The sequence below is a fragment of the Polaribacter pectinis genome, assembly GCF_014352875.1.
Taxonomy (GTDB): Bacteria; Bacteroidota; Bacteroidia; order Flavobacteriales; family Flavobacteriaceae; genus Polaribacter; species Polaribacter pectinis.
In genome coordinates this window covers 3430415-3443078 of sequence record NZ_CP060695.1, presented here as the reverse complement: position 1 = coordinate 3443078, position 12664 = coordinate 3430415, and the positions used below count along the sequence as shown (strand labels likewise).

The window sequence follows — 12664 nt, the reverse complement described above, 5'->3', positions numbered from 1 at the left end:
CTGTAAAGATAACTGATTTAATCATTTTATCCTATATTCGTACTGAATGAACATAAACGATTACATATTAAAAGAGATTAAGGCATTACGTTTAAAAGATAGCGTAAAAAATGCGCAAAAAGTCTTTAAAAACTACCCAATTACTCATTTTCCTGTTATTGAAGATGATAAATTACTAGGTTCTTTTGCTGAAGATGATTTGCAAACAATCGAAAACAAAGATGAAGAATTAGTTGCTTACGCACACTTAATGAATTCTTTTTTTGCTGATGAAAAAGCCACAGTTTTAGAATTGTTAAAGATTTTTGCTGATAATGACACCAATATTATTCCTGTTTTAAACAAGGAAAGAAATTATATGGGGTATTATGATTTGGGTGATGTTTTAGATGTCTTTTCTACAAGTCCGTTTTTAATTGAAGAAAGCGAAACTTTAATTGTAGAAAAATTAGAAAATGATTATTCTATGGGAGAAGTTGCACAAATTGTGGAAGCAAATGGCGCTAAATTATTGGGTGTTTACGTTTCTTCTAAATCGAATGATTTTATTCAAGTAACGCTTAAAATTGTTACCAATGAAATTAACGAAATTATACAAACTTTTAGAAGGTATGATTACAAGATAGTTTCTACTCACGAGAATGATATTTATTTAGAAGATTTAAAAAATAGATCCGATTATTTACAGAAATATTTAGAAATGTAGTTCTTGAGTTGGAAGTTGGAAGTTTTAATACAATAACTTTCTAAATTAAAAGATTAAAATAAAACATAAATTTTGAAGAAAGTAGCAGTTTACGGTCAATCATATTCAATTTCCGCAGAAAAAGAAATTAAAATTCTGTTGGAGGTTCTTCAAGAAAATAATATTGTTGTTTTTATAGAAAAACAATTCTATGACTTATTAATTAAAGATGATAGTTTGGATAAAAAATATCCTACATTTTCTCATTTTTCAGACTTAAATGATTCTTTCGATATAATGTTTACAGTAGGTGGAGATGGTACAATTTTAAGAGCTGTAACTTTTACTAGAAATTTAGACATACCTATTTTAGGTATTAATACAGGTAGATTAGGTTTCTTGGCAACTATAAATAAAAATGTAATTAAAGAAAGCGTAGAACTTATATTAGAAGGTGAGTATTCTATACAAGAAAGAACTCTTTTATCTATAGAAACTGAACCAAAAACACACGATTTTTCTGAACTTAATTTTGCTTTAAACGAAGTTACAATTGCAAGAAAAAATACAACATCTATGATTGGTGTAAGAACCAATTTAAATAACGAATATTTAACCAATTATTGGGCAGATGGCTTAATAATTGCAACACCAACAGGTTCTACAGGCTACTCTTTAAGCTGTAACGGACCAGTAATTTCGCCAGATTCTAAAAACCTGGTTATTACACCTATAGCACCTCATAATTTAAACGCAAGATCAATGGTTATTTCAGACGAAACTGCTATTCAACTAGAAGTAGATTCTAGAGAAAAAGATTTTCTAATTTCTTTAGATTCAAGAATTGCTACTGTACCTAAAAACACTAAAGTTCACATTAAAAAAGCTGCATTTAAAGTAAAAAGTATTATTCCTAAAAATCAATCTTTTTTACAAACCTTACGCAGTAAATTACTCTGGGGAGAAGACACAAGAAATGAAACCAATCTTTAACGCAGTTTCAACAATAAAAGAACAAAATAGCAGTTATTCAAAAAAGACTGAATATTAACTTTATAAAGCAAATTGAAATTCCTATATTTGCTCGCTATTTTTTAGAATGAAAAACAGTATATTATTTATCGTATTTGTAAGCTTTTCTTCAATATTTTTGGGGCAAGAGTATGAAGTTGGGCTCTCTTTAGGAGGTACAAACTATGTTGGTGACATTGGTAGAACTAATTACATCTATCCAAACAAACCTGCTGCAGCTGTGTTTTTTAAGTATAACTGGAACCCTAGAATTACTTTAAGAGCAACATATAGTTATTTACCAATTGGTGCTGACGATAAAAATGCTGATACAGATTTTAAACAAAATAGAGGGTTAAGTTTTAACAATACTATTAATGAACTAGCTTTAGGAATGGAGTTTAATTTTTATGAATATGATATTTCATCAGAAGATAAAAGTTGGACACCTTATATTTTATTAGAACTTGCAGCTTTTAATTATAAAACTGTAAAATCTGAAACAAGTCCTGGAGTTTATGAATATACAAATAAAACATCTTATGCAATACCAATAGGAATTGGCTATAAGTCTAAATTATATGGTACTTTAGCATTTGCTATTGAAGCAAAATTTAGATACACTTTTGAAGATGATTTAGATTATTCTACTAGTAGAATTCAATCTTTAGATTTTGGTACAAATGGTAAAGATTGGTATATGTTTACAGGTGTTTCATTAATTTACACGTTTGGTAGACCAGCTTGTTACACAGAAGGATTATAAAAATATGGATAAAAAACTACGCATCGATTTACTAAAAACCCCAAAACACGTTGCCATTATTATGGACGGTAATGGACGTTGGGCAAAAGGTAAAGGAATGAATAGAATTTTTGGTCATAGAAATGCCCTTACTGCAGTTAGAGAATCTGTAAAAGCAGCCTCTCAAGTAAATGTTGAAGCAATTACGTTGTATGCCTTTTCTACAGAAAACTGGAACCGCCCAAAATTAGAAGTAGATGCTTTAATGAGTTTATTAATAAATTCATTAAAAAAAGAATTACCAGACTTTATGAAAAATGGAGTTAAAGTTAATTCTATTGGAGCAATAGATACTTTACCCAAAAAAGCACAAAGAGTTTTAAATGATGTTATTTCTGAAACCAAAAATAACACAGATATTGTATTAACCTTCGCTTTAAGTTACGGCTCAAGAGAAGAAATTGTTAATGCAATCAAAAACATATCTAAAAAAGTTGTTAATAAAGAGCTTGATTTAGAAAATATTGATGAAAATACTATAAATAACCATTTATATACATTTAATTTGCCCGATGTTGATTTAATGATAAGAACTAGTGGAGAACAACGCATTAGTAATTTCTTATTATGGCAAATGGCATATGCCGAATTATATTTTACAGATATACTTTGGCCAGATTTTAGAGAAGAGCATTTTTACGATGCAATCATAGATTATCAGAATAGAGAACGAAGATTTGGAAAAACAAGCGAACAACTTACAGAATAAATTTTTTATGAAATTACTTTCTGCTGCAATAGTGTTTATAGCACTATTTTTTACTTTTAGTGCAACAGCACAAACAAAAATAGATAGTTTATCAATTGTAAAAAAAGATACATTATCTACTAACAATCCTTCTTTCGAAAAAGGTAAAGAATATATTTTAGGAAGCATTTCTGTTACTGGCTTAAAAAAGTTTAGTGAAGAAACTGTTAGAGTTTTTACTGGTCTAAGAAACGGGCAACCAATTAAATTACCAGGAGATAAATTAACAAGTGCTATTAAAAAATTGTACGAAAGTAAACAGTTTAGTAATGTAGATGTTTATTTAGCTAAAATAGATGGTAACACCGTTTATTTACAATTTGATGTTTTAGAATTACCTCAACTTAACAACGTTAAAATAACAGGTATTAAAAAATCTAAAGCCAAAGAATTAAAAAAGGAAACCGAAATAAAAACTGGTGCAATGGTTACAGACAATCTTGTTGTAACTACAAAGAACTACATCACAAAAAAATACACAGACAAAGGTTTCTTAAAAACCAAAGTAAATTTAGATGTTAAAAAAGACACTTCAGATGTTAACATCGTAAACATGTCTATTTTTGTTGATAAAGGAAAAAGAATAAAAATTAAAGACATTATTTTTACTGGTAATAAAGCACTTTCTGGAAGAAGTCTTAGAAAGGCAATGAAAAACACTAAAGAAAAATTTTTAGGTCGTTTTTGGAAAACATCAAAATATATTGAAGAAGATTACCAAGAAGATTTAGAAAACATTTTAGACAAGTACAGCAGACTTGGTTACAGAGATGCGCGTATTTTAAGTGAAAACATGTCTTGGAATGATGATAACACCATTAATATCAATATAGATTTAGAAGAAGGTAGACAATATCGTTTTGCAGAAATAATATTTGTTGGTAATAAAGAATATACAGATGAACAATTAAATCAATATTTAAAAATTGATAAAGGTGATGTATACAATGGTGCTGTTTTAAAAGAAAGAGTTAAAGGTGATGGAACACCAACATCTCAAGATATATCTACTTTATACCAAGATAATGGGTTCTTATTTTCGCAAGTAAATGCCGTAGAAACCAAAGTTAAAAATGATTCTATTACTGTAGAAATTAGAATTAGAGAAGACGAAAAAGCAAGAATAAAAAAGGTTACTGTTTCTGGAAATGATAAAACAAACGACCATGTACTTTTTAGAGAGCTACGTGTAAAACCAGGAGATTTATTTAGTAGAAGCGCTATTATTAGATCTATTAGAGAAATTGGTCAATTAGGTTTCTTCGATTCTAATGTTTCACCAGACGTAGTACCAGATTATCAAAACAAAACAGCAGATATTAATTTTGCAGTTGTAGAAAAAGGTGGTAGCCAAATTGAACTACAAGGTGGTTATGGTGGTGGTTCTTTTATTGGAACTCTAGGTTTATCTTTTAATAATTTTTCTATTAGAAATATATTTAATAAAGATGCATACAAACCATTACCTATGGGAGATGGACAAAAATTATCTTTACGTTTACAATCTAGTAGAACCTACAATACGTATAGTTTTTCTTTTACAGAACCATGGTTAGGTGGTAAAAAACCTAAATCATTATCATTTTCTGTTTATTCATCTAATCAATATGGTATTGATAGAAATACTTTTGAGGTAGATGATACTCAAAATTTAAATATTGTTGGAGCATCTTTAGGTTTAGGACAACGTCTAAAATGGCCAGATGATTTCTTTCAATTATCTCAAACAATTAGCTATCAAGCTTTAGTTGTAAAAAATTATAGCTTTGGTTTAGGTGGTGTTAGAATAGATAATGGAACATTAAATAATTTATCTTACAACGCAACAATTAGTAGAAACTCTGCAGGGCCAAGTTTAATTTTTCCAACTTATGGTTCAGAATTTTCTTTTGGTGCAAAAGCAACATTCCCTTATTCATTAGTAAATAAAAAAGACTATTCTGGGTTGCCTCCAGAAGATAAATACAAATGGTTAGAATACTATAAATTTAGTGCTAAAGGAAAATGGTACACTTCATTTACCGATAAATTAGTATTAATGTCTAATGCTGAATTAGGTTATTTAGGATCTTATAACAAAGAACTAGGTGCGCCACCAGTAGAACGTTATTTTGTTGGTGGAGATGGAATTGCACAATTTCAATTAGATGGTAGAGAAACCATAGGTTTAAGAGGATATGAAAACAATAGAATTTCTTCTATAGAAGGTGGTACAATTTTTAATAAATTTCAATTAGAATTACGTTATTCTATTACAGATTCTCCATCTGCTTCTATTTATACATTAGGTTTTTTAGAAGCTGGTAATTCTTATGACAATTTTAGCACATTTAATCCGTTTGAATTAAAACGTTCAGCAGGTTTAGGTGTACGTATATTTATGCCAGCATTTGGTTTATTAGGAATCGATTTTGCTCACGGTTTTGATCCTTTACCAGGACAAAATGTTAAATCTGGATGGCAAACACATTTTATTATCGGAAGACAATTCTAGGAAAACTGTACATTTGTAATGTCAAAAGTTTTTTTGGCACGGTTTTTTCTAAACACATTATAGAAATGAAAAAAGTATTTTTATTAATCGTTCTTTTATTTAGCGTTACATTCTCTTGGTCGCAAAGAAATCAAATTATTGCCTATATAGACATGGAATACATTCTAGAAAATGTTCCAGAATATTTAGAAGCTCAAAACACTCTAGATGCAAAAGTTGCTAAATGGAGAAAAAAATTAGATGAGCAAGCAAGACATATTGAAGTTCTTAAATCTGACTTGGCAAACGAAAAAGCAATTCTTACTAAAGATTTAATCGATGAAAAAGAAGAAGAAATTGCATTAAAACAAGAAGAGTTAAGAAGATTAGAATCTTTATACTTTGGTCCAAAAGGAGATTTGTTTTTAGTTAGAAAGCAATTAGTAAAGCCAATACAAGACCAAGTTTACAATGCAATACAGGGTATTGCAAAAAGAAAAAAATATGACTTTGTTTTTGATAAATCTAGTGATTTAGTCATGTTATTTTCCAATAAAAAATACGATATTAGCGACCTCGTTTTATCTACCATAGACAGAACAAGATTAATTGACGAAAAAAAAGAAAAACAAAACGAAAAGAAAGCTGCGCCTAACAAAGAACTAACTGCAAAACAGAAAGAAGTTCTAGACAATAGAAAAGACGCAAAAGAGAAAAAAATTGCAGATAACGAGGCCAAGAAGAAAGCAATACAAGAAAGAAGAGAAGAGTTAGCTAAAAAAAGAGAAGAAAAAAGAAGATTATTAAGAGAAAAGAAAGAAGCTGCTAGAAAAAAGAAAGAACAAGAAAAAAATAACAAAGAAGACAAGAATAATAATTAAATTAAAACAAGAATGAAAAATTTAAAAACGTTACTATTAATTGCTGTATTTACTTTAGGAGTAGCTGGTGTTGCAAATGCACAAAAAGTAGGTCATATAGACTTTGAAAAATTAGTAGCAGAAATGCCACAAACAAAAGCGCTAAAATTAGACATTGAAAAGTTAGGTAAAACTTACCAAGATGAAATTGAAGGAATCGCTAAAAAATTAGATGCTAAAAGAAAGAAGTATATTGCAGAATCTGAAGGTCAGACTAAAGAAACAAATGATCAAAGAGCTGTAGAATTACAACAAGAAGGAGCTAAATATGAGCAAGCAAGACAATTTGCTTATCAAGATATGCAAAAACAACAAAATGATAAGTTAGGTCCAATTATCGAAAAAGCTCAAAAAGCTATTGACGAAGTTGCTGCTGCTAAAGGTATTTTGTATGTATTAGATGCTTCTAAAGGAAAAGGACTTTTAGTAAGTAAGGGTGAAGATATCTTTAATGCTGTAAAAGCAAAATTAGGTTTCTAAAAAAACACTTTCTTAATAATATATCTAAAACCTACTTTTTAAAGTAGGTTTTTTTATTTTTACATTTATGAAATCAAACAACTTTCCTATTGGTATTTTCGACTCTGGTGTTGGAGGAACATCTATTTGGAAAGAAATTACTGCACTTTTACCATCAGAAAACACAATCTACCTTTCTGATAGTAAAAACGCTCCTTATGGAGAAAAAAGCGCGCAAGAAATCATTGATTTATCAATAAAAAATACAGAATTTCTCTTACAACAAAATTGCAAACTAATTGTTGTTGCCTGTAATACTGCCACTACAAATGCAATAAAAATTTTAAGGAATAAATATACTGTTCCTTTTATTGGAATTGAGCCTGCTATTAAACCTGCTGCACTTCAAACAAAAACAAATACTATAGGAATTTTAGCTACTAAAGGTACTTTAAACAGCGAACTATTTGAAAAGACATCTAGTACTATTAATAAAGAAATTATTGTAAAAGAAACTATTGGTAAGGGTTTGGTTGAGTTAATTGAAGGAGGAAAATTGCATTCAAAAAAAATGACAAATCTACTAACCTCATATTTACAACCAATGATGGCAGAAAAAGTAGATTCTTTGGTTTTAGGTTGTACACATTACCCATATTTAATTCCTCAAATTAAAGAAATTGTTGGTAACAAGTTACAGATTATAGATTCTGGACAAGCAGTTGCTAAACAAACTAAAAACATATTAGAAGCCAATAATCTTTTAAATAAAAGTGTTTCTAGTGGAAAACATCAGTTGTACATTAATAAAGATAAAAGTGTGTTAGAACTTCTTGTTTCTAGTAAGAATGTAAATGTAAAAATAGCTGAAAAATATTTTTAGAAACCTCCAAAAGCTGCATTAATATTCGGACAAGCGGCTCCTCTCTGTTCTCTTGTCCACAAATTAAGACCTAATGTAATTTGATGAAAACCAGAACTGGTTAATACAACATCATTCATTTGATTTGTATAGGTGTAAGAAAACATAAAATTATTATAGTTTACCCCAATAATTGGCGAAATGAATTGTGAATTTTCAATCGTATTAGAATCGAAACTTCTTCTATAAGATAAAGCTGCCCAAAACTGTGTTTGAGAAATAGTTTTGTATGCTTTAATATTAAAATCGGCAATTCTTTGTCCTGTACTTTCTCTAAACTGTACCATTATCGAAGGCTCTAATTGCACAAAATTATCAACACCATAATAATAACCAGCAGAAAAAATATAATTTCTTAAATCTAGTGGTTCTTGAACATTTAAATTATTTTTTGCTGTTAACAATAAATTTTTAACTGTAAAATAAGAAGATAAACCTCCTCTGTGATAAGCCACACTAAAATCTGCATTGTAGTAACTTGTACTTTGCACTATTTGAGCTACTGAAGGATCTCCTTGAAAAGTTGTTTGATCTGATTGGTTTTGTACATATGTAAATGCCAAACCAAAAGACAATTGCTCAAACATTCTACCATCACTCAATGGTAAATGATATGCATATGTTCCTTGTAAACCTTTTTGAGAATGAAATCCGTTTTTATCGTTAAATAAAACAAATCCATATCCAGCATTAGAATACTCACCAAATTTTGTATGAAAACTTAACGTTTGTAAAGCTGGTGCATCTGCAATACCTGCCCATTGTTGTCTTGCAGTTAAACGTAATTTGCTAGAATTACCAATACCTGCAGCAGAAGGATGAACTAAATATACATTGTCAGATAAATAATCTGTATAAATTGGCAAGGTTTCTTGACCGCTATTTTTTAATGAAAAAAAAGCCAAACATAAAAAACAAAAACGTACGTAAATTAACTTCATTAAAGCTAGATTATTTTTAAGTTCTCAAATATATTGTTTTTAAAAGAATAAATACTTTACAACTTAAAGTTTTAACATTGTTATTTAACTTTTTTTTTAAACATTTATTGCTTTTTACACTTATTAAATAAATTTATAAAGAATTAATTAAATTTTAAAACTTAATGACAAGCATTTGTAGAAGAAACCACATCTAAAACTGGACTTGGAGAAACATAAGGTATTCCCAACCCTAAACCTCTTAAAACAAATAAAACACCAATAAAAACAACTACAATAGGTATTGCTTTTTGTATTCTTTTTCTTAATGTTCCTTTTGTAAAATTCCCTAAATACACGACAGATGTCATTAACGGAATTGTACCCAAACCAAATAAGAACATGTATAAACTACCAGATAGAGCATTGGTTGTTGTTAATGCTCCAAAAACTGCCATATAAACTAGACCGCAAGGTAAAAATCCGTTTAAAAAACCAATTGTAAAAAAAGTATCATTTCCTTTTTTCTTCAGTTCTTTTCCCAAGGCATTTTTAACTTTAAAAATTAGGGTATTTATATTTTTTGAGAAATTTATTTTAGAGAAAATCTTTGGAAAAATAATTACTAAAATCATAGAAACCCCAACAATTATAGAGAGTTGCTGTTGAAATCCGAAGAAATAAAAACTTTTTCCTAAAAGTCCAAAAAGCAAGCCTATTAAGCTGTAAGTTATCAATCTTCCTAAATGATAACTTAAAATTTGAAAAAAGCCTTTGGTTTTATTTTTTCTATCAATTGGCAACATAAAAGCAATTGGACCGCACATTCCCACACAATGGAAACTTCCCAATAAACCAAATATTAGTGCCGTTAGAAACATTAGTAAACTAATTCTTTTTTAAATAAATAATCTTTATTTTTATAGTTCCAAAGAACGGTAATGTTCCAACGACCACCTAACAAACGTTTCTCAGGCACGAGCAAATATGTATTAGATATTGAAATAGGAATCTCAAAATCTAATTGTTTATTAGATGGTCTGTATAGGAACACTTTTCCTTTGATATCTTTTGGTATAAATTCTGAAGGAAATTCAATTTTTAATCCTAATTCAGTTGTAGAAATTTGTACCTTTTCTTTTAAGGTTAATGCGTTTTTTTCAGCATTAATTTCATCTTGAAATTTTAATTCTTTTTGATAATATTTTTCGGTAACCAAATCATAACTATATGATTTATCTGTACTCATAGTAATTACCATGTATAAGATAAAGCCCATAAAACATATAATAGCAATTACAATTCCAGTTCCCCAGTTAAATTTCATTTCATCTTTTTTTTATCTATCAAAAAGCAGTGTCAAAAAGTTTTTATTTTTGCCAACTGTTAAATAGTATTAAACTTTACTTATAACTTCTAGGTCCTAAAAAATTGGTTATGGTTGTTTCAATTAATTTATCTCCACTAAAAACACCAATTTCAATTTTGTCTTTATCACTTTTTAATGCTGATGCATTTAGTTCTATAAATAGAGTTCCTTCTGCTAAACCTTGTTTAGGAATTTGAAAATTATGATTTGATACTAACTTTATTGTTCCTTTGTGAGACAATAATTTATAGCTAACATCTTCTATATTTTTAGTTGTTTTATTAATAACTTTATAGGTATAAACGTTGCTAATTATGTTGTTTTCTTTGTGCTCATATAATTGTCCTGGCAATCTTAAAATCCTTGCTTCAACATCATTTCTTAAAAATAACATTCCTACTAAAACACCAATTAAAATTAATAAAACAGCAGAATATCCTTTTATTCTTGCAGAAAATTCAAAAGGTTTTTTCTTTACAATATTGTCTTCGCTTGCGTACCTAATTAATCCCTTTGGTAAATTAATACTTTCCATTATATGGTCGCATTCATCTATACAAGCTGTACAATTTACACATTCTAATTGTGTACCATTTCTAATATCTATACCAGTTGGACACACAACAACACATTGTTTACAATCTATACAATCTCCTTTTCCAAGAGCTTCTCTATCTTCATTTTTCTTGAACTTTGCTCTCCCAGTTTCCCTTTCTCCACGTTTATGATCATAAGCAACATTAATGGTTTTATTGTCTAATAAAACACCTTGTAAGCGTCCATAAGGGCAAGCAATAATACAAACCTGCTCTCTAAACCAAGCGAATATAAAATAGAAAACACACGTAAAAATTGTTAATGAAATAAGTGTATTAATATTATCTAAAGGATTGCCAGTGATGTAGCTAATTAAAGTATCTCCGCCAATTAAATACGCCAAAAATACATTAGCAATAATGAAAGATATAACAAAGAAAATAAACCATTTTAAAAGTCTTTTTCTAATTTTTTCGGCATTCCAAGGTTGCTTGTCTAAACGGATTTGTTTTCCCCTATCTCCATCTATCCAATATTCTATTTTTCTGAAAACCATTTCCAAAAAAATGGTTTGTGGACAAATCCAACCACAGAAAATTCGACCAAAAATTACGGTAAATAAGATTACAAAAACGACACCAACAATCATTGAAATTACTAACAAATGAAAGTCTTGCGGCCAGAAAGGGAATCCAAAAATATTAAACTTACGTTCTAATACATTAAAAAGTAAAAACTGATTTCCGTTAATTTTTATAAATGGTGCAGAAAGTAAAAAAGCTAATAAGAAATAACTTACATAACTTCTGTATTTATAAAAGGGTCCACTTGGTTTTTTTGGAAAAACCCAAGAACGTTTTCCTTCTTTATCTATAGTACCAATACTATCCCTAAATTGTTCGTCTTTGGGTGTTTCCATCATCAATTAAACTGAAATTTAACTTATGTTTATATTATTCAGCACTCCATTTTTCTCCTTGAGGAGCTTTTGCCACTGCTGGTGTTGTGCCTTGTAAAGAGATTACATAACTAGCTACTTTTGCAATATCTGCAGATTTTAAGGTTTTATCCCAAGCTATCATTCCTTTTCCATCTCTACCTCCATTGTGGATAGTATTAAATACGTTCTTAATTCCACCACCTAAAATCCAATATTCATCTGTTAAATTAGGTCCAATAGAACCACCTCCATCACCTAAATGACAAGATGCACAGTTTAAATTAAATATTGCTTTACCTCTACCTAAATCTTTTGCATCTGTTAATAATACAACATTATCAGATGTAATTAAATCTGTTGCGGTTGCTCTATATTTATTTAATTCTGCCTTTGCTTCTGCTACGGCTTTATCATACTCAACAATTTGATTATCTCCATCTAAAACTTCGAATCTTACTAAATAAACAACTGCAAAAATTATAGTAGCATAAAACATATAAACCCACCAAGGTGGTAACGAATTATCTAACTCTTTTATACCATCGTAATTGTGGTCTAAAACTATTTCTTCTTCTTGTTCTATTCCTTTGGCTTTTGTCCAAGATTTTAATAGTTTTTGAATCCAAACATTTGAAGCTTCAGGTACAATACCATCTTTTTCATTTTGTAACTCTGTTGCTCTTTTAACAGCTAAAGTATTTACAACTTCCTTTAAAACAAGAACTAAAATAAAGCCTATTAAAGCCAGCCAAACTAATGGGTTCTCGTAAAGATTAAATGGGTTTTCGTACACCATAAACGATTTTGCAAGTGCTATAAACGTAACAATTACAAAAATTATATATACTGTGGATTGAAAAGATCTTTTCATTTTT

At 29.1% G+C, this 12664-nt stretch carries 13 protein-coding genes; 8 read left to right on the top strand and 5 right to left on the bottom strand.

Annotated features, from left to right (window positions below):
- Nucleotides 1-46 precede the first annotated feature (46 nt).
- The 8 genes from H9W90_RS15245 (at nt 47) to murI (ending at nt 7984) form a co-directional block, all read left to right on the top strand.
- A complete protein-coding gene (locus tag H9W90_RS15245) occupies nt 47-706 on the top strand; it encodes a CBS domain-containing protein (protein WP_187482429.1) in 660 nt (219 codons plus the stop codon).
- Between the two features lie 72 nt (nt 707-778).
- Nucleotides 779-1678: an NAD kinase gene (locus H9W90_RS15240; RefSeq protein ID WP_187482428.1), complete on the top strand. Its 900-nt coding sequence runs from the start codon at nt 779-781 to the stop codon at nt 1676-1678.
- 106 nt (nt 1679-1784) lie between these two features.
- Nucleotides 1785-2462, top strand: a complete 678-nt coding sequence (gene porG / locus H9W90_RS15235) for a type IX secretion system protein PorG (RefSeq protein ID WP_187482427.1) — start codon at nt 1785-1787, stop codon at nt 2460-2462.
- Between the two features lie 4 nt (nt 2463-2466).
- The gene (gene uppS / locus H9W90_RS15230; protein ID WP_187482426.1) at nt 2467-3210 is read left to right on the top strand and encodes an undecaprenyl pyrophosphate synthase; all 744 of its coding nucleotides are present in this window, start codon (nt 2467-2469) and stop codon (nt 3208-3210) included.
- A gap of 7 nt (nt 3211-3217) precedes the next feature.
- Nucleotides 3218-5743, top strand: coding sequence for an outer membrane protein assembly factor BamA (gene bamA, locus H9W90_RS15225; protein WP_187482425.1), 2526 nt, complete (start codon nt 3218-3220; stop codon nt 5741-5743).
- Nucleotides 5744-5808: 65 nt separating this feature from the next.
- Nucleotides 5809-6603 carry an OmpH/Skp family outer membrane protein gene (locus tag H9W90_RS15220; protein ID WP_187482424.1) on the top strand — a complete coding sequence of 265 codons (795 nt, stop codon included), beginning with the start codon at nt 5809-5811 and terminating at the stop codon, nt 6601-6603.
- Nucleotides 6604-6615: 12 nt separating this feature from the next.
- The gene (locus H9W90_RS15215; RefSeq protein ID WP_187482423.1) at nt 6616-7122 is read left to right on the top strand and encodes an OmpH/Skp family outer membrane protein; all 507 of its coding nucleotides are present in this window, start codon (nt 6616-6618) and stop codon (nt 7120-7122) included.
- A gap of 67 nt (nt 7123-7189) precedes the next feature.
- A complete protein-coding gene (murI, locus tag H9W90_RS15210) occupies nt 7190-7984 on the top strand; it encodes a glutamate racemase (protein ID WP_187482422.1) in 795 nt (264 codons plus the stop codon).
- Here the strand turns inward: murI and H9W90_RS15205 are convergent.
- The 5 genes from H9W90_RS15205 to H9W90_RS15185 all read right to left on the bottom strand — a co-directional run bounded on the left by H9W90_RS15205 (nt 7981) and on the right by H9W90_RS15185 (nt 12660).
- The gene (locus H9W90_RS15205) at nt 7981-8964 is read right to left on the bottom strand and encodes a PorP/SprF family type IX secretion system membrane protein (protein ID WP_187482421.1); all 984 of its coding nucleotides are present in this window, start codon (nt 8962-8964) and stop codon (nt 7981-7983) included. The genes murI and H9W90_RS15205 overlap by 4 nt on opposite strands.
- A gap of 161 nt (nt 8965-9125) precedes the next feature.
- Entirely contained in the window at nt 9126-9824 is a 699-nt protein-coding gene (locus H9W90_RS15200) for a sulfite exporter TauE/SafE family protein (protein ID WP_187482420.1), read from the bottom strand.
- Entirely contained in the window at nt 9824-10270 is a 447-nt protein-coding gene (locus H9W90_RS15195; protein WP_187482419.1) for a FixH family protein, read from the bottom strand. The genes H9W90_RS15200 and H9W90_RS15195 overlap by 1 nt, the downstream gene beginning before the upstream one ends.
- A gap of 76 nt (nt 10271-10346) precedes the next feature.
- Nucleotides 10347-11768, bottom strand: coding sequence for a cytochrome c oxidase accessory protein CcoG (ccoG, locus tag H9W90_RS15190; protein ID WP_187484014.1), 1422 nt, complete (start codon nt 11766-11768; stop codon nt 10347-10349).
- Between the two features lie 34 nt (nt 11769-11802).
- On the bottom strand, nt 11803-12660 hold the full coding sequence (locus tag H9W90_RS15185) for a cbb3-type cytochrome c oxidase N-terminal domain-containing protein (RefSeq protein ID WP_187482418.1): 858 nt from the start codon (nt 12658-12660) through the stop codon (nt 11803-11805).
- Nucleotides 12661-12664 lie beyond the last annotated feature (4 nt).

Coding starts and splice junctions, on each gene's coding strand:
- H9W90_RS15185 (WP_187482418.1), bottom strand. CDS start 12,660: ATGAAAAGATCTTTTCAATCCACAGTATATATAATTTTTGTAATTGTT.
- murI (WP_187482422.1), top strand. CDS start 7,190: ATGAAATCAAACAACTTTCCTATTGGTATTTTCGACTCTGGTGTTGGA.
- H9W90_RS15220 (WP_187482424.1), top strand. CDS start 5,809: ATGAAAAAAGTATTTTTATTAATCGTTCTTTTATTTAGCGTTACATTC.
- H9W90_RS15195 (WP_187482419.1), bottom strand. CDS start 10,270: ATGAAATTTAACTGGGGAACTGGAATTGTAATTGCTATTATATGTTTT.
- ccoG (WP_187484014.1), bottom strand. CDS start 11,768: ATGGAAACACCCAAAGACGAACAATTTAGGGATAGTATTGGTACTATA.
- uppS (WP_187482426.1), top strand. CDS start 2,467: ATGGATAAAAAACTACGCATCGATTTACTAAAAACCCCAAAACACGTT.
- H9W90_RS15215 (WP_187482423.1), top strand. CDS start 6,616: ATGAAAAATTTAAAAACGTTACTATTAATTGCTGTATTTACTTTAGGA.
- H9W90_RS15205 (WP_187482421.1), bottom strand. CDS start 8,964: ATGAAGTTAATTTACGTACGTTTTTGTTTTTTATGTTTGGCTTTTTTT.
- H9W90_RS15200 (WP_187482420.1), bottom strand. CDS start 9,824: ATGTTTCTAACGGCACTAATATTTGGTTTATTGGGAAGTTTCCATTGT.
- bamA (WP_187482425.1), top strand. CDS start 3,218: ATGAAATTACTTTCTGCTGCAATAGTGTTTATAGCACTATTTTTTACT.
- porG (WP_187482427.1), top strand. CDS start 1,785: ATGAAAAACAGTATATTATTTATCGTATTTGTAAGCTTTTCTTCAATA.
- H9W90_RS15245 (WP_187482429.1), top strand. CDS start 47: ATGAACATAAACGATTACATATTAAAAGAGATTAAGGCATTACGTTTA.